This is a genomic window from Kitasatospora sp. MAA4, from assembly GCF_029893355.1.
In the GTDB taxonomy this organism is placed as follows: domain Bacteria; phylum Actinomycetota; class Actinomycetes; order Streptomycetales; family Streptomycetaceae; genus Kitasatospora.
On record NZ_JARZAI010000001.1, the window covers coordinates 67,465 to 83,746 of the forward strand.

At 72.1% G+C, this 16,282-nt stretch carries 18 protein-coding genes; 10 read left to right on the top strand and 8 right to left on the bottom strand.

The window, feature by feature from the left end:
* Positions 1-114: 114 nt before the first annotated feature.
* The 3 genes from P3T37_RS00320 to P3T37_RS00330 all read right to left on the bottom strand — a co-directional run bounded on the left by P3T37_RS00320 (position 115) and on the right by P3T37_RS00330 (position 4,051).
* The gene (locus P3T37_RS00320) at positions 115-1,830 is read right to left on the bottom strand and encodes a hypothetical protein (protein WP_280721295.1); all 1,716 of its coding nucleotides are present in this window, start codon (positions 1,828-1,830) and stop codon (positions 115-117) included.
* Positions 1,827-2,570, bottom strand: a complete 744-nt coding sequence (locus tag P3T37_RS00325; protein WP_280721296.1) for an ABC transporter ATP-binding protein — start codon at positions 2,568-2,570, stop codon at positions 1,827-1,829. Before P3T37_RS00325 ends, P3T37_RS00320 begins: the two co-directional genes overlap by 4 nt.
* Before the next feature lie 92 nt (positions 2,571-2,662).
* Positions 2,663-4,051 carry a S53 family peptidase gene (locus tag P3T37_RS00330; RefSeq protein ID WP_280721297.1) on the bottom strand — a complete coding sequence of 463 codons (1,389 nt, stop codon included), beginning with the start codon at positions 4,049-4,051 and terminating at the stop codon, positions 2,663-2,665.
* A gap of 243 nt (positions 4,052-4,294) precedes the next feature.
* Between P3T37_RS00330 and P3T37_RS00335 the strand changes: the two genes are divergently transcribed.
* From P3T37_RS00335 to P3T37_RS00345, 3 genes are all read left to right on the top strand, one after another.
* Entirely contained in the window at positions 4,295-4,969 is a 675-nt protein-coding gene (locus P3T37_RS00335; protein ID WP_280721298.1) for a response regulator transcription factor, read from the top strand.
* A gap of 334 nt (positions 4,970-5,303) precedes the next feature.
* Positions 5,304-6,566, top strand: coding sequence for a globin domain-containing protein (locus P3T37_RS00340; RefSeq protein ID WP_280721299.1), 1,263 nt, complete (start codon positions 5,304-5,306; stop codon positions 6,564-6,566).
* On the top strand, positions 6,563-7,279 hold the full coding sequence (locus tag P3T37_RS00345) for a pyridoxamine 5'-phosphate oxidase family protein (RefSeq protein WP_280721300.1): 717 nt from the start codon (positions 6,563-6,565) through the stop codon (positions 7,277-7,279). The genes P3T37_RS00340 and P3T37_RS00345 overlap by 4 nt, the downstream gene beginning before the upstream one ends.
* A gap of 12 nt (positions 7,280-7,291) precedes the next feature.
* Here P3T37_RS00345 and P3T37_RS00350 read toward each other — a convergent pair whose 3' ends face one another.
* Complete coding sequence (locus tag P3T37_RS00350; RefSeq protein WP_280721301.1) at positions 7,292-7,693, bottom strand: ATP-binding protein; 402 nt, start codon at positions 7,691-7,693, stop codon at positions 7,292-7,294.
* A gap of 264 nt (positions 7,694-7,957) precedes the next feature.
* Between P3T37_RS00350 and P3T37_RS00355 the strand changes: the two genes are divergently transcribed.
* The 4 genes from P3T37_RS00355 to P3T37_RS00370 all read left to right on the top strand — a co-directional run bounded on the left by P3T37_RS00355 (position 7,958) and on the right by P3T37_RS00370 (position 10,910).
* Positions 7,958-8,830, top strand: a complete 873-nt coding sequence (locus tag P3T37_RS00355; RefSeq protein WP_280721302.1) for a helix-turn-helix transcriptional regulator — start codon at positions 7,958-7,960, stop codon at positions 8,828-8,830.
* Positions 8,831-8,844: 14 nt separating this feature from the next.
* A complete protein-coding gene (locus tag P3T37_RS00360) occupies positions 8,845-9,045 on the top strand; it encodes a DUF397 domain-containing protein (RefSeq protein ID WP_280721303.1) in 201 nt (66 codons plus the stop codon).
* 105 nt (positions 9,046-9,150) lie between these two features.
* On the top strand, positions 9,151-10,335 hold the full coding sequence (locus tag P3T37_RS00365; RefSeq protein ID WP_280721304.1) for a UDP-N-acetylglucosamine--N-acetylmuramyl-(pentapeptide) pyrophosphoryl-undecaprenol N-acetylglucosamine transferase: 1,185 nt from the start codon (positions 9,151-9,153) through the stop codon (positions 10,333-10,335).
* Between the two features lie 146 nt (positions 10,336-10,481).
* The gene (locus P3T37_RS00370) at positions 10,482-10,910 is read left to right on the top strand and encodes an ML domain-containing protein (RefSeq protein WP_280721676.1); all 429 of its coding nucleotides are present in this window, start codon (positions 10,482-10,484) and stop codon (positions 10,908-10,910) included.
* 79 nt (positions 10,911-10,989) lie between these two features.
* Here the strand turns inward: P3T37_RS00370 and P3T37_RS00375 are convergent, their stop codons facing one another.
* The gene (locus P3T37_RS00375) at positions 10,990-11,667 is read right to left on the bottom strand and encodes an NUDIX domain-containing protein (RefSeq protein WP_280721305.1); all 678 of its coding nucleotides are present in this window, start codon (positions 11,665-11,667) and stop codon (positions 10,990-10,992) included.
* A complete protein-coding gene (locus tag P3T37_RS00380) occupies positions 11,664-12,047 on the bottom strand; it encodes a DUF4406 domain-containing protein (protein ID WP_280721306.1) in 384 nt (127 codons plus the stop codon). Before P3T37_RS00380 ends, P3T37_RS00375 begins: the two co-directional genes overlap by 4 nt.
* 48 nt (positions 12,048-12,095) lie before the next feature.
* Here P3T37_RS00380 and P3T37_RS00385 point away from each other — a divergent pair, with 48 nt between their 5' ends.
* On the top strand, positions 12,096-12,854 hold the full coding sequence (locus P3T37_RS00385; protein WP_280721307.1) for a DeoR/GlpR family DNA-binding transcription regulator: 759 nt from the start codon (positions 12,096-12,098) through the stop codon (positions 12,852-12,854).
* 82 nt (positions 12,855-12,936) lie between these two features.
* Here the strand turns inward: P3T37_RS00385 and P3T37_RS36990 are convergent, their stop codons facing one another.
* Positions 12,937-13,734, bottom strand: a complete 798-nt coding sequence (locus tag P3T37_RS36990) for a hypothetical protein (protein ID WP_348533201.1) — start codon at positions 13,732-13,734, stop codon at positions 12,937-12,939.
* A gap of 161 nt (positions 13,735-13,895) precedes the next feature.
* Here P3T37_RS36990 and P3T37_RS00395 point away from each other — a divergent pair, with 161 nt between their 5' ends.
* A complete protein-coding gene (locus P3T37_RS00395; RefSeq protein WP_280721308.1) occupies positions 13,896-14,723 on the top strand; it encodes an ABC transporter ATP-binding protein in 828 nt (275 codons plus the stop codon).
* Positions 14,720-15,400: an ABC transporter gene (locus P3T37_RS00400; protein ID WP_280721309.1), complete on the top strand. Its 681-nt coding sequence runs from the start codon at positions 14,720-14,722 to the stop codon at positions 15,398-15,400. The genes P3T37_RS00395 and P3T37_RS00400 overlap by 4 nt, the downstream gene beginning before the upstream one ends.
* Before the next feature lie 4 nt (positions 15,401-15,404).
* Here P3T37_RS00400 and P3T37_RS00405 read toward each other — a convergent pair whose 3' ends face one another.
* On the bottom strand, positions 15,405-16,268 hold the full coding sequence (locus tag P3T37_RS00405) for an NAD(P)H-binding protein (RefSeq protein ID WP_280721310.1): 864 nt from the start codon (positions 16,266-16,268) through the stop codon (positions 15,405-15,407).
* Positions 16,269-16,282 lie beyond the last annotated feature (14 nt).

The following is a 16,282-nucleotide window of genomic DNA, read 5'->3' on the forward strand; positions in this document are numbered from 1 at the left end:
GATTCGAGTTGACCCGATCGGCCTACAGAAATCGGCCTTTAGAAATCGGCCTACAGAAAGGGGGCGGGCGCACCGTGTGCGCCCGCCCCCTCGCCCTGCTGCCGTTACGCTCCGCTACCCGGCGGCGCCCGCGCGGGGACGGCCGGTGAGCTTGGCGGCGCGGTCCCAGGCCCAGCGGAGCAGGCCGGCGGTCAGCAGCAGGCTCAGGCCGGCGGCCTGCGCGGCGGCGGTCGGCGCGTCGCTGCGCAGCGCCGTCGACAGCGGCACGGTCAGTGCCGCCACGGCCACCAGCGGGCCGGCTGCGTACCAGGCGGCGAAGAGGAACGGACCGGCCCCGCCGCCGGTGCCCTGGCCGGGGGAGATCATCAGATCCTGCCGCATCACGCCCCGGCACGCGTTCACCAGGCCCGCGCCGATCAGGGCCGGCACCACGGCGGGCGCCAGCCAGGCGGCCACGCCGCCGCCGGCCAGCACCACCGCCGTCGCCCCGCCCAGCGCCAGCAGCACGCCGACCAGGGTCGGCACGATCGCGTGCCGCAGCATCAGCGCGGGGAACGGGTACGGCGACCAGGAGGCCCGGCGGACGTCGTCCGTCTCGATCCGGGCGGGCTCAAGGAGTTGGGCGACGGCCAGGTAGCCGAAGACCAGGGCGACGGCCGCGGCCAGCCAGGACAGTCCGCCGCGGGCGCCGTGCGCGAGGACGGCGCAGAACTGCGCCGGCACCGAGAGCACCACCGCGCGGCCCAGCCGGGCGGGGGAGCGCAGCAGCGCCGTCGCGTCCCGCCACGGCACGATCAGCCAGCCGCGCCGCGGCACCGGCAGGCTGATCCGCCGGCGCTGCCGGGTGCCGTCCGAGGCGCTGGTCACGGCCAGCTTCGCGCTGCGCAGCTCGACCGTGCGCAGCGCCGCCAGCACGCCGGCGGCGGTCCGGGCGCGCTCGCGCAGCCGGGTCAGCGAGACCGTCGCGGCGGCCCGGTCGGCCAGCCACAGGCAGGCGCCGGTGGGCACGACCAGCAGCGCGGCGGCCACCCAGCCGCCCGGGACGGCGGCCCGGGTCGGCTCCAGCGCGGCGATCCCGGCCCAGCCCCACGGGCCCGACCACAGCTCGACCCGCTCCAGCCAGTGCACCGGGTGCCCCGCGGCGGCCAGCCCGCTCTGCGCGCCGAGCGCCAGTACCAGCAGCGCCGCGTACGGGGTGAGTCGGCGCACCCAGTGCGCGGCGCGGTCGCTGCGCTCCACCAGCAGCCCGGCGCAGGTGGCCAGCAGCGGCAGGCAGACCCCGCCCAGCAGGCACCAGCCGAGCGCGGCGGGCAGCCCCACCCTGTCGGTCAGTCCGAGCGCGACCATGCCGCCCAGCGCCGTCACCAGGCCGGGGAAGACCGCCAGTGCGCAGGAGAGCCAGAACCACGGCCGCAGCACCGGACGCGGGCGCACCGGGTGGGCGAGCAGCCAGTCGGCCGCCGCCCGGGGCGGCACCACCGGGCCGCGCCACAGGCCGTCCCGGACGGCCAGCAGCAGGACGGCGAGCCCGACGGCGGCGATGCCGCTGGGCATCGCGGCGAGCAGCTGGCCGCCGTGGCCGGTGTAGTCGGCGCCCATCGAGGCCTGGAGGAAGAGGCCGAGGCTCGGGATGCCGCCCCAGATGACGAGCAGCAGCAGCGTGCAGTAGACGGCGAAGCCGACCTGCTTGGCGCGGTTGCGGCGGTGCGGGGCGCGCATCGTGCGCAGGAGGGCGAGGGCCTCGTCGGTCCAGTCGTCGTCGGCGGTCCACTCGGCGGGTGCCTCGTCGGCGTCCGTCTCGGTGACCTCGTCCACCAGGGCGTCGGTCACCGTGCGCTCGCCGCGCCGTTGCGGGCCGCGAACTCGGCGGCCAGCACCTTGCGGGGTGAGCCGTGGTTCAGGATCCGGCCGTCCTCCAGGACCACCACGCGGTCGGCCACGTCCAGCGCGAGGTCGGTGTGGTGGGTGACCAGCATGACCGCCACGCCGTCCGCGAGTTCGGCCTTCAGCAGGTCGGCGAGCCGGCGCCGCGCCTCGGGGTCCAGGCGCTGCTCGGGCTCGTCCAGCAGCAGCAGGTCGCGCGGCCGCACCAGGGCGCAGGCCAGCAGCAGGGCCTGCATCTGCCCGGAGGAGAGTGCCGAGGGCAGCGCGTCGGCCCGCTCGGCCAGCATCCGGTCCTCCAGCACCTGCTCCACCCAGGCGTGCGCGCCGTCGACGCCGTGCGCGACCGCGACCAGCAGCAGGTGCTCGCGCACCGTGAGGTCGGGGTAGCAGGCGACCGTGTCGCCGACCACCGCGACCCGCGCGCGGATCCGCGGGTCGTTCTCGTCCATCGGGATCCCGTCGAACAGGACCGTGCCCTTGGTCGGCAGGTCGCGTCCGGCCGCGACCCGCAGCAGGGTCGACTTGCCCGACCCGTTGTGGCCGAGCAGCGCGACGCACTCGCCGGCGGCCAGCGTCATGCTCACGGGGTGCAGGACCTCGCGGTCGCCGTAGGAGCGGCTCACCCCGGTCAGCTGCAGCAGGGCCTTCCGCGTCTGGGCGCGCGGGGCGGCGGGGATCTTGGCCATCAGGACGGTGCCTCTCGACGGGACGTCCTGCCAGGGTAACGGCCGGTCCTGGGACACAGGTTCCGAGGACCGGCCGTGACGTGGTCGACCGGTTACAGGTCGTCGCGGCCCGCGAGCGACTTCACGAACTGGTACGCGTCGACGGTGCCCCAGCCGGAGGCCCTGTCGTAGCCCTCGGTGGCGCTGAAGCCGGTCACCGTCGAGGTGCTGTTGTTACCCGAGGTGACGTCGACGATGCCGTGGTCGTTGTCGTCGCTCTGGCTCTCGGCGAGCTGGTAGAGGGCCGGGTTGATGTTGCCCAGGCGCTTGCCGGCGGCCTGGTCGGCGAGGGCGACGATGCCGGCGAACATCGGGGTGGCCTGGCTGGTGCCGCCGATGACCTCCCAGCCGGTGTGGGCCGGGTCGTAGCTGCTGTACACCCAGGCGCCGCCGGCCGGGGAGGCGCTGAGGCTGATGTCCGGGACGGCGCGGTGGCTGCCGGCCACGTCCGAGACGCCGTCCTGGAAGGCCGGCCGGTTGAACACCCGGGAGGAGCCGCCGCCCGCGGAGCTGCCGTCGCCGTCGTTCCAGACCACGTCGGGGCTCAGCCGGTTGCCCTGGTCGTCCAGGTGCAGGCGGGTGCCGCCGACGCCGGTGACCAGCGGGTCGGAGGCGGGCCAGCCGACCTCGCGCTTGGTGTAGGAGGTCTTGCCGTCGAGCATCTTGTCGGTGGCGCCCGCGTCGCCGCTGGCCGCGAGCACCGTGACGTCGTGGTCGGCGGCCGCCTTCAGGCCGTAGCGCAGTCCGTTCAGCAGGTGGTAGTCGCCGGCCTTCTTGGCCTGCTCGGCGAAGGTGTCCTCGGTCGCGCCCAGGCTCAGGCTGACGATGTCGCCGGTGCCCTTGGCGGCGACGTCCTTGACGGCGTCCATGATCTCGGGGAAGCCCTGGGTGCCCTCGGTCTCGGACACGCCCGTCTCGATCAGCACGATCTTCGCGCCCGGGGCCATCGCGTGGGCGTACTCGACGTCCAGCGTGGTCTCACCCGCCCAGTCGGTCATGTCCTTGTTCTTGGGGTCGAACGCGGGCACGCTGCCCCACTGCTGTACCTGCACCTGGGTGTCGGCCAGGCCGTACTGCTTGTCGAAGACCTCCAGGTCGTGCTGGACGGTCGGCGAGCCGAAGGAGTCGACGATCACGATCGTCCGGCCGGAGCCGTCGATGCCCTGGTCGTAGAGCGGGGCGGTGTCGTAGGCCGCCTGGTACTGGGTCGGTCCGTAGCAGTCCGAGTGGTACTTCGCCTGGCACTCGGTGGTCGACAGCGGGCTGGCCTCGTTCACGTGCAGCACGTGGCCGGCGCTGGCCGGGATCGGCTTGACCTGCGTGGTCGAGGCGGCGGCAGCGGACGTCGCCGTCACGGCGGGTGCGCCGGCGGCGGCCACGGCGGCGACGGTGGCCGCGAGGGCTATAAGGCGCGGACGGCGGAAGGAAGCGGATCCGGACATGGTGGAACCCCCGGGGGAGAGGTGTGGGAGCTGCGCTGCGCTGCGCTGGCTCGGAGTGTGACCGCATCCTGCCGCCTGCCGCCCGCCGCCCGGCACCCCCTGGGGGAGGGGTGGCGGCCCCCCGTTCGGGGGGTCTGCGGGCTGTGTGGAACGCATGCGAACCGTGACCGAAGCGGCCTTCTCCCGCCAATCACCGGTGGGGTAGCGTCACGCCCATCCGTCCGACGAGCTGGGAAACGTCCCATGACGGCAGTGCATACGGAAGCCCACCTGCGGGTGCTGGTCGTCGACGACGAGGCCCTGATCAGATCGGGCCTCGCTATGATCCTCTCCGCCTCGCCCGAGATCACGGCGGTGGCGGCCTGCGAGGGCGGCGCGGCCCTCGGCGCGGTCGCCGAACTGCGCCCGGACGTCGTGCTGTTGGACATCCGGATGCCCGACGTCGACGGCCTCACGCTGCTCGGCCGGATCCGCCGGCTCCCCGACCCGCCGCAGGTGGCCATGCTCACCGCCTTCGACACCGACGAGTACGTGGGCGAGGCGCTGCGGCTCGGCGCGGCGGGCTTCCTGCTGAAGGACACCGACCCCGAGGTGCTGGTCCGCTCGGTCCGGGCGCTGGCCACCGGCGCCGGCTGCCTGTCGGACTCGGTCGTCCGGCGGGTCCGGCAGTACCGCCGCTCCGGCACCGAGCGGGGCGTCGTCGGCCTCTCGGCGCGCGAGCGCCAGGTGCTCGGCTACCTCGGCCACGGCCTCTCGAACGCCGAGATCGCCACCCGCCTGCACATCGGCGTCGCCACGGTGAAGGACTACGTCAAGGCGGTGCTCGCCAAGACCGGCGCCGCCAACCGCGTCCAGGCGGCGGTCTTCGCGGACCGCGTCGGCCTGGTGGACGAGCACGCCCCTGACGGGCGCTGTTGATGCCTCAACCGTGACCTCCTTCACAGTCCCCGCCCCATTCCTCCCGCAGTGGTGGCCACATCCCAAGAACGGACGCGCGTCACATCCGTCGGCGGGGCCGGACCGAGCACCGCCCCCGGAGCCGGGAAAACCCGGCAAGTGGTGCGCAGTACGGGCGGCACGGTGTTCACAGCCTGCTATCAGGCGACTCCGCTTCTGGCAAGAAGCCCATGTGCACAGAGGTTTCACCGAATGGCGCTTGGCGGGGAGCAGGTCACTGGGGAGAATCTGTCGGGTCCATGCCGGGCAACCACGGTTCACTGGGGGGTGACGAACTGGACTGGAGAGCCGCATTGTGAAGTTCCGCGCCGACCGATCCACCGGAGGCGTCGCCACCCAGGCGGCACCGCAGGAGAACCGGCCGCCGGCCCCAGCCCCGGCCGTCGAGCTGCCCGAACCGGGCCAGCTGCTGACGGCCCGCGAGATCGCCCTGATCCGGGCGAGCGTGGCCGCGGTCGAGCCGTTCGCGGCCGACCTGCCCAGGTTCTTCTACGCGACCCTGTTCGACCACTACCCGCAGGTCCGCGAGCTGTTCCCGACCCAGATGGACGTCCAGCAGGACCGGTTGCTGCGCGCACTGCTGCTGATCGTCGAACTCGTCGACGATCCCGCGAACCTGGTGACCTTCTGCAGCGATCTGGGCCGCGACCACCGCAAGTTCGGCACCCTGAGCGGCCACTACGCGGCGGTCGGCGCCTGCCTGCTCGCCACCCTGGAGCACTTCGCAGGTCCGGCCTGGACCCCCGAAGTCGCCGCCGCCTGGACCAAGGCGTACAACGCCGCCGCGCAGGCCATGGACGAGGCCGCGCTCGAAGACGCGCAGCACCGTCCCGCCGTCTGGCAGGCCCGTGTCGTCGATCACCAGCGCCGCTCCGTCGACCTCGCCGAGATCACCGTGCAGACCGACCACCCGTACCCGTTCACCGGTGGGCAGTTCGTCAGCATGGAGACGCCCTGGTGGCCCAAGACCTGGCGCTACTACTCCCCGGCACACGCCCCGCGCCCGGACGGCACCATCACCTTCCACGTCCGGGCCGTCACCGGTGGCCGGATCAGCAACTCCCTGGTGCGCCGCGCCGTCGTCGGGGACGTCCTGAAGCTCGGCGCCCCGCTCGGGGACATGACGATGGACGGGCGGTCGCGGCGGGGCGTGGTGTGCGTGGCCGGCGGCACCGGGCTCGCGCCGATTCGGGCGCTGATCGAACAGGCCGTCCTGGACGGAGTGCAGAGACCCGTCGACCTCTTCGTCGGTGCCCGCACGCTCGAAGAGCTGTACGCGCTGGACGACCTGTACCAGCTGGCGCAGCGCCACCCCTGGCTCGCCGTCCGGGCCGCCGTCGCCGACGAGCAGTCGGCCGGGACCCCCGATGGGAACCAGCTGCTCAAGGCGATCGCCCGCACCGGCCCCTGGCCGCAGCACGACGCCTACCTCGCCGGTCCCGGGCCGATGATCATCGCCGCCGCCCGGATCCTGCGCCGCGGCGGGATCCCGCTGGAGCGGCTCTACCACGACCCGTTCGTTTCGCTCGACTCGCTCGATGATGTGAACCCCTCGTGACCCAGCCGGTTTCCACCTTCGGCTCGGCCGGCGAACACCGGCTCCAGGAGCAGCTCGGCAACACCGAGCGCGCCGCGGACTTCTACCATCGCCAGGTGCGGCCGCACCTGACCGCCCAGATGCAGGAGTTCATCGGCCGCCAGACGATGGTCTTCCTGGCCAGCTCGGACGCCCACGGCGCCTGCGACACCAGCTTCCGGGCCGGGCCGCCGGGATTCGTCATCGTCCTGGACGACCACACGCTGGCCTACCCCGAGTACCGCGGCAACGGCGTCATGGCGACCGCCGGGAACATCACCGAGAACCCCCATCTCGGCCTGCTCTTCCTGGACTTCACCGGCGACCGGATCGGCCTGCACGTCAACGGCACCGCCCACCTGCGCCCCGACGACGCGCTGCGCACCGCCTACCCGCAGCTGCCGATCGAGACCGCCCCGGGGCGGCGTACCGAGCTGTGGGTGCACATCTCGGTGGACGAGGCCTACATCCACTGCTCCAAGCACATCCCCCACCTGGAACCGGCCACTCGCGGCACCCGGCCACTCGCCCACCGGCCGAAGGACGCGGACTACTTCACCGGCCCCGTCGCGGACCCCGCCCCCGTCGCTCCGCCGACCGCCCCGCCCGCCGTCCAGCCATCCCCGTCCTGGGCGCGCCAACCGGAAGTGGCGACCCGCCAGGGCTGGCGGCAACTCCTGCGCCGCCCCAGCTGACCCCTGCTGCCATCAGCCGCCGCACTCCACCCAGACGATCTTCCCCAGATCCCGCCGCGGACGGCAACCCCACCGCAGCGCCAGGGACTTGACGAGCAACAGCCCGCGCCCCGACTCATCCTCCCCGCCGACCGCGCGCAACACCGGCGCCCGGTCGGCGCGGGCGTCGTGCACCTCGATCCGCAGCAGGTCGGCGTCAACTCTCAGTGACAGCCAGACAAGCCGATCCCGCGGCGTCCCGTGGATGACGGCATTGGTCACCAACTCGCTGACCAGCAACAACCCGACGTCGGCGAAGCGGCGACCGCCTTCCACCGTGCCGAGCAGCTCGACCAGCAGCCGACGGGCCGCCCGGGGCGAGGTGGGGCTGCGCGGCAGCCAGCAGCTGTCCTCTGCGGCGAGTGTTTCGGGCATGGTGAAGCCACCTTCCGGACAAGGGAGTTGAAATCGTGACCCGGATCGGCCGACGGCCTTGGCGGCGGTCGGAGCGGGCATGGGAATGCCCGGTGGTGAGCCGTCGTGATCACGTTGAGTCTTTCACTGGACTACGCTCAGTAGCGTCCTCGCAAGCCGACGAAAGTGCAAGTCCTACACTTCAAGTCGCTTGCAGAGATCGTGACCCGAGTACCATGCGGACCATCGAAGCGTGATTGACGGGGTGAAAGACGAGGGGGAAGCGTGGGCGTGGAGCAGCGGCCGACCGTGCGCAGGCGGGTGCTCGGAACCAACCTCCGGCGGCTTCGGGAGGACCACGGGCTGCTCCTCGAAGACGCTGCCACGCAACTGAGTTGCCATCCCGCGAAGATCAGCAGAATCGAGTCGGGCAAGAGCGGCATCCGTCCGCTGGACCTCAAGGCGCTGCTCGACCTGTACGGCGTGGCGGCGACGGCAGATCGCGACGGCTGGCTCGCGCTCGCCCGCGAAGGTCGCCACCAGCGCTGGTGGCGCACGCTGGAGGACCAACTGCCCCAGGACTTCCTGGACCTGATCGGCCTTGAGGACGAGGTCTCGGAATGCCGCGGCTTCCAGCCGGGCGTCATCCCCGGACTCTTCCAAACCGAGGAGTACGCGACCGCCGTGATCCGGGGCGGCTCGGTGGGACCGTTGGACGACGACCAGCGGACCAAGGTGCGGGTGCGGCTGGAGCGTCAGAAGGTGCTCACCCGCGAGCACCCGGCGCCGCTGAACGTCTGGATGGTCCTGGGCGAGGCCGCGTTGCGCCAGCAGGTCGGCGGACCCGCGGTCCTTCGGAACCAGCTCCTCCGCCTGATTGACGTCGCCCAACTTCCGCACGTCACCGTGCAGGTACTACCCTTCACGGCAGGCGCCATCATGGGCGGGCCGCTTCCCTTCCTGACCTATCGCTTCCCTCCGCCGTCAGGATTGGACGTGGTCCTTCTGGAGAGCCTCACGAGCCACGCCTGTCTGGAAGATCCGCAAGACACCGCCTCGTACGACAGCTTCTTCAACCACCTTCGTGCGACTGCCTTGAGCGCTCTGGAGTCCGAGGCCTTCATTGCCGCCGTCGCGAACGAACTGCCCCACCCTTAGAAATGATTCGGTGTATGTCATCTCAACAGTCCGAGTGGTTCAAGAGCAGTTACAGCAACCAGAACGGCGAGTGCGTTGAGACGCGCCGGGCCGCCACCGGGATGGACCTCCGCGACTCCAAGGACCCCCACGGCCCCACCCTCGCCTTCCCCGCCCCCGCGTGGCGCACGTTCGTGGCCAGCGTCCGGGCCGGGGACTTCGCTGCTGACAGTTGACGAGTCGGGAATTTCGGACGCATTGCCCTGCTATCGTCCGCAGTGTTCCGCTTTCCCCAGGCGCGGGTTGGGTCACCCCGGCGCAGTCAGAACGGGAGCTCATCTGTGAGCAGTGATGCCGTCAACCACCTCCCGGAGCAGGCTTTCCGACTGATCGTCACGGGCGGCGGTACCGGCGGCCACACGTACCCCGCGCTCACGGCGGTACGTACGCTCCAGGCCAGGCTTGCGGGCGCCGGCCAAGGGCTGGACGTCCTGTGGGTCGGGACGGCCGACGGCCTGGAGGCCCGTGTCGCCGCCGCCGAGGGGATCAGGTTCGCCGAGGTCGCCACCGGCAAGATCCGGCGGTCCAGCAATCCGCTCAAGATGGTCTCCGCAGCCAACATCCGCGACATGGGCAGGGTGCCGCTCGGTGCTGTCCAGGCGCGCAGGATCGTCGCCGACTTCGTCCCCGACGTCGTGCTGGCGACGGGCGGGTACGTGGCGGTGCCGGTGTGCCTGGCGGCCCGGCTGTGCCACCGTCCGCTGGTGGTGCACGAGCAGACGGTCCGACTGGGCCTGGCCAACCGGCAGGTCGCCCGCTACGCGACCCGCTTCGCGGTCTCCTCCGAGTCCACCCTCGCCCTTCTGCCGGAGTCGGCTCGCGCGGCTGCGGTGGTCACGGGGAACCCGGTGCGACCCGAGGTGTTGACCGGGCAGCCGGAGAAGGCAGTTCAGGCGCTGGGGTTGGACGGCTTCGACCGCGCGCTGCCGACCGTCTACGTGACGGGCGGGGCCCAGGGGTCGGCCCAGATCAACACGTTGGTGCGGGACATCCTGCCGTGGCTGCTGGAGCGCGCGAACGTGGTCCACCAGTGCGGGCCGGCGAACGTGGCTGTCCTGGCGCAGTCCGCCGCGACACTGCCCGCCCACCTGGCGGCCCGCTATCTGCTCACCGGCTACGTCGGACCGGAGCTGCCCGACGTCCTCGCCCTGGCCGACCTGGTGATCTCCCGCAGCGGCGCCGGCACCCTCGCCGAGCTGACCGCGCTCGGCAAGGCCGCCGTCTTCGTCCCGCTGGCCTCCTCCGCCGGCAACGAGCAGGCCCACAACGCCCGCCACCTCGCCGACGCCGGAGCCGCAGTCGCTCTACTCGGCGCCGCAACCCCGGACACCCTGCGGCAGGCGGTGGAGCCGCTGCTCACGGACCCCGTCCGGCGCAGCGACATGGCCCAGCAGTCCCGCCTCCACGGCCGACCGGACGCGGCCGACCGACTCGTGGACGTCCTTCTGGACGCCGCCACGCGGTAGTTCCCCTGCTTCGCGTTGGGAACTGCGATGAGCATTCATTCGCCCGTTCGAGTGGTTTGACGTGTCACTGTCCGTCTTGCCCAACTGTCGTGGCCGAGACTGGCCGCGCGCGCCACCGTGGTGCATTGCTACACAAGGAGTCCTCCATGGCCGGTTGGAGCTATACGGACGCAGGTTTGCCGTCGGACCCGCTGCAGATCGAGTCCCTTCTGGTCTCCCCGGATCCGCCGAAACCGGGAAGCACTGTCACACTCCGGATCAACGCGGTCGCGGTGGAAGCGATCGAGGACGGCGCCTACTTCGACCTCGTCATCAAGCTCGGCCTGGTCAAGCTTCTCCAGCGCCGGTACGACCTTTTCGAGGAACTGCGCGGTGGCGGCGTCGACGCCCTGAAGCTGAGTTGCGACACCAGTGACGGCAAGGGCCCCATCCCGAAGGGGCGTACGGTCCTGACCGCTGTCATCGACCTCCCCAGGGAGATCCCGAGGGCGAAGTTCATGCTCAACGTCCGCGCCTTCACCGTCAACGACGACGACCTGGCTGCCCTCGACATCAAGGTCGACTTCCAGTCCTAGTGAACCGCCGAAGTGCCCCCACCGCGCGAGGCAGTGGGGGCACACCCGTGACCGCGACCGGCGAGTCGGGCTTGTGTTGTCAGCGGCCGCCCGCTGCGGGGGTGAAGGGACCGTCCAGGGCTGCCCATTGCAGGAGCAGGATGGTCTTCCCGTCGGTGATGCGTCCGTCACGAGTCATGGCGAGGGCCTGGGCGAAGGGCAGTTCGAGGACCTCGATGTCTTCGCCGTCCTCCTCGAGTCCGCCGCCGGTCCCGGTCCGGTCGGCCGGGGTGTAGGGGGCGGCGAAGAAGTGGAGGCGTTCGGTGACGGAGCCGGGGCTCATGTAGGCGTCGAGGACGTGGGTGAGCGGGCCGAGGGTGACGCCGAGTTCCTCGGCGCACTCGCGTCTGACGGCGGCGGGCGGGTCGTCCGCGTCGAGCAGCCCTGCGGCGGCTTCGATGAGCATGCCGTCGGGGTGGTCGTTGGCGTAGGCCGGGTAGCGGAACTGACGGGTGAGCAGGACGCAGCCGCGTTCGGTGTCGTAGGGCAGGACGACGGCGCCGTCGCCGCGGTCGTAGGTCTCGCGCTGCTGGGTCTCCCAGCGTCCGTCGCGGCGGCGGTAGTCGAAGGTGGTGCGCCGCAGGACGTGCCAGCCCTGGGAGGTGAGCTCGACGTCGCGGACCTTGATGTCGGGGTTGCGGTTCAGGCCGCGTCCGGCCTGGTCGAGGCCGGTGCGGCCGCGGTGGTCGGGGGTGTCGATGCCGGGGCGGCCTGTCACGTGGTCTCCTGCGGGGTGCGGCGGGGGATCTCGGCCACGTCGTGGTAGACGGGCAGGCCGCGGCGGCGGGCGGTGGCGACGTCCTGGTCGGCTCCGGTGGAGTCACCGGGCAGGCGCAGCACGGCGTCGCAGCGTGCGAGCAGACGGTCGGCGGTCGGGTAGAGCACCTGGTCGGCGAGGGGGTCGGTGGGGCTCGCGCCGGCGGAGCGCAGGACGGGCAGGGCGATCCACTCCCCGATCACGGGAAGGTGGCCGGTGGCGAAGACCGGCCAGGCGGCCGCTTCGAGGCGGGCGAGGTTGGCTGCCATGGCCTGCGGATCGCCGTCGGTGCCGGAGCGGTAGGGGCCGGCGATCAGGATGAGCATGGGGTTGTCGGTCACGGGCGCTACCATACATGCAGAAACATGCAAGAACAGGAGAGAATGCGGATGCTAGCTGCTGAACGGCGCGAACACCTGCTCGGTCTGCTCGCGCGCCAGGGCAAGATCGTCGCCAAGGACGTCGCCGCCGAACTGGGGATCTCCGAGGACAGCGTGCGGCGCGACCTGCGCGATCTCGCCGCCGAGGGACTGTGCCAGCGGGTCTACGGCGGCGCGCTTCCCGTCTCGCCGGCGGTGGTGGACTACGCCGCCCGGCAGAGCGTGGCCCCGGAGGGCAAGCGGAGGGTCGCCTCGGTGGCAGCCGCTCTGGTGCGGCCGGGTGGCACGCTGATTCTCGACGGCGGCACCACCGCCCTCGCCGTCGCCCACGCGCTCCCGCAGGACCTGGCCTGCACCGTGATCACCCACAGCCCGACCATCGTCGCGGCCCTGCTTGAACATCCGCAGGCGGAGCTCTTCCTGCTCGGCGGCCGCATCTTCAAGCACTCAGCGGTCGCCTGCGGCGCCGCCGCGGTCGAAGCGGCGCAGAACATCTCCGCCGACCTGTGCCTGCTCGGCGTCACCGGCGTGCATCCCGAAGCGGGACTGACCACCGCAGACGCCGATGAGGCCGCCATGAAGCGCGCCCTGGCCGCACGGGCCGCGGACACTTACATCCTCGCCTCCTCCGAGAAGATCGGCACCGCTTCGCGGTTCCGCGTCCTGCCCTGGGAGAAGGTCAGCGGACTGATCACCGACGCCGACCCCCACAACGCGGTCGTCGAGCAACTCAAAGCGCTCGGGGTGGAGATCCTGGCAGCCGGCTGACAGCTACGACCCGACACGGGAACATCGACGGCCCGCTCCTCGACCGATTCGAGGAGCGGGCCGTCGGGTTCGGTGGTGAAGGTCAGTGCAGCCAGGCGTGGTAGTCGGGGTTGTCCACGCAGCCGGACTCGATCAGTGAGGCGGTGGCGCGGTCGACCGGGCAGGCCCGGCGGATGAAGTGCCGGTCGACGCCGCCGGGGAACGCTACCTCGACCTGGTCGGCGTACATGTGCTGGTCACCGATGGTCGCGTTGACGTCGATGCCACCGGGGGCGTCGATGAAGTAGTCCCAGGGCACCTTCTTCCACTTCTTGTACAGCTCGGGGTCGAAGGTGGTGCTGACGAACGGCGAGGGCTGGTTCTGGAGGACGTAACTGGTGATGTCGTACTGGCCGTTGACGTCCTTGGGGCCGAAGCCCTGGGCGAAGATGACGGACGGGTCGCGGCCGTCCGAACGGAAGAGCGGGCGACAGTCCTTGCGCCAGTGCGGCGTTGGGGTGATACGGGGTACGTCCACCTGGCGGTCCACTGCTGCGTACAGCGGGTCCGGGCCCGCCGGGATGCGCTCGAAGGCGGTGGCGGGGACGGTGACGGCCGGCCGGTCGGCGCAGTTGTCGGCGCGCAGTTCGGCGTCGTCGGCGAAGTCGATCCGGCGGCCGTCCAGGACGATGGCGACGGCCTGGGTGCCGAGTTCGTGGACGATGAGGCCATCGCACTGGGGGCCGCTCCAGAGTGCCGCCCCGCTGGGGTCGAGGCATTGGAACGGGGCGGCGTCGGCCGGGGCCGCCGGAGCGGCGACGGCCGGGCTCGCGGGGGCGAGCACGACGGCAGAGGCGATGGCAACTGCACTGGCGGCAGCGCGAATTCGGATGTTGATCACGACCACTACCCTGACGGCACGCTGCCCCGAAGGTAGCGCAACTCACCCGATCGAGGGCGTGTCCGCGGGTCGGCCAGCACCGTGAGTTCCGTATGACGATCACCTACGCGGCCCTTAAGCGGGGCGAACTATGCTGCGACGCAAGCCGGAAGGGGCGCTGGGTGAGGCTGAGCGGGGTGGGTAAACGGTACGGGCGGGGAGCGCCGTGGATCCTGCGCGGGGTGGAGCTCTCCGTGCGGCCGGGGGAGCTGGTCCGGATCGAGGGGGCGAACGGCAGCGGTAAGTCGACGCTGCTCAAGCTGATCGGCGGCGTCGAACCGCCGAGTACGGGGACGGTCGCGGTGCCCGGCCGCCGGGCGTACGTCCCCGAGCGGTTCCCGCCCGCGCTGCCGTTCGACGCGCGGACGTACCTGTGCCACCTCGGCCGCATCCACGGGCTGTCCAGCGCCGAGTCCGCCCGCCGGGCCGCGTACTGGCTGGACCGCTTCGGTATCGCGGACCGGTCCGGGACCCCGCTGAGCCGGCTGTCCAAGGGCACCTGCCAGAAGGTCGCCGTGGCGCAGGCACTGCTGGCCGAGACCGACGTGCTGCTGCTGGACGAAGCGTGGACGGGCCTCGACCAGGCGGCCCGCACCCTGCTCGACGAGGAGGCCGCCGAGCGGGCGGCCCAGGGGGCCAGGGTGCTCTTCGTCGACCACGACCCCCACCGGCTGGCGGGCGTGGCCACCGGCGCGTACGCGGTCCAGGGCGGCGGGCTGCGCGCTGTTGAACCGTCACCGGAGGCCGGGACAGACCACCTCGTACGGATCGAGGTGGAAGGTCCGCTGCCGGACCGGCTGCCCGGCGACCCGTCCCGCACGCCGTCGCAGGACGGCGGGACGGTCCTGGACGTACCGGCCCGGCACTCCGACGCGCTGCTGCGCCGCCTGCTCACCGGCCGGCCCGCCGCCCACATCCGTTCGGTCGAGCCGCACGAGAGGACGCCGTGACCGCCCTGATCCGCTATCAGCTGGAGCTGCTGTTCCGCTCGCAGCGCTGGCTGCCGCCCTTCCTGGCGTACGTGCTGCTGATGGTGATCGGCATCTCGGCGGGGGAGTCCCTGCTCGGCGCGTACGGCTTCGGCACGGCGGTTCTGCTGCCGGTCACCGCCTGGTACGTCCGCTGCACCGCTACCGGCGAGCCCGCCGCGTCGCGGGCCTGCCTCGGTGCGGCGGCGGGGCAGCCGCGTACGCATCTCGCCGCGCTGCTGGCGGCGTTGGCCACCGGGCTGTCGCTCGGACTGGCCGGGCTGCTCGGAGTCTGGGCGGTCAGCGGGCGGACCACCATACCGCCGGAGGCGGAGGCCCCGCTTCCGCAGGTGTTGCTGGCGGGGCTGTTGGGCACGGTGGTGTGCGTGCTGCTGGGGGTGGCGGTCGGGGCGCTCTGCACCCGTCCGGTGCTGCTGCGCGCGCAGTACGGCATCCCGGCGAGCCTCGGGGCGGCCGTACTGGCGCTGGTGGCGCCCGGGTCGCCGGCGAACGCCGTCGTCCGGGCGCTGATCACCGCCTCGCGCACGGCGCGGGTGACCTTCCCGGTGGCGGCCCTCGCCGAATCCACGGCGCTGGCCGCCCTCGTGACGGCCGGTGCGGCGGTGCTCGCCGGGCGCCGTACGGAAGGGGACGACTGAGCCGTCAGGAGGAGCGGAACACTGCGCCGTTCGCGGCCGCGAACTCGGCGAACGTCCGGGCGGGGCGGCCCAGCAGTACCGGCACCGCGTCGGACACCTTGGAGGCGTGTCCGGCCGCGTACAGCCCGTACAGCTCGATCAGCCCGTCGACCCGCCACTCGTCGAGGCCGGCCGCGAGCAGTGCCGCGCGGGCCTGGTCCGCCGTCGCCGCCAGGTAGTTGACGGCCCGGCCGGCCACGTCGCCCAGCTGGTCGGCGATCTCGGTGTGGGTCAGGGCCTGCGGTCCGGTGACGGTGTAGACCCTGCCGGTGTGCCCGTCCGTGGTCAGCACGTGCGCGGCGACCTCGGCGATGTCGGCGGCGTCGACGTACGAGACCGCCGCCGCGCCGGCCGGCAGGGCTATCGAACCGGCCTTGACCGAGCCGGCCATGCCCAGGAAGCCCTGGAAGAAGCCGCCCGGCGCGAGCACCGTCCACTCCAGGCCCGACGCCTGCAGATGATCGAACGCCGTGACATGCGCGGCCACGAACCGCACACCCTCGGGCCGCAGGTCGACCCCGGCGGCAGCGTGCAGCACGACCTTGGGACGCCCGCCGGACCGCACGGCGGCGTCGATCACCTGGCACTCGTGCTCGGCCATCCTCGGATCCACGCCCACCAGCAGGTAGACCGCCTCGACACCGGCGACCGCCGCGTCCAACGACGCCGCATCCTCGAAGTCCGCGACGACGGGGTGCACGCCCTCGTCCCAGGAGGCGGGCGCGGACGTCGACTTGCGGACCATCGCCCGCACCTCGCGGCCCTGCGACCGCAGTGCCGACACCACAAGGGAACCGACGGTGCCAGTGGCACCGGTAACCAGAATCATGACTCGTACTCTCT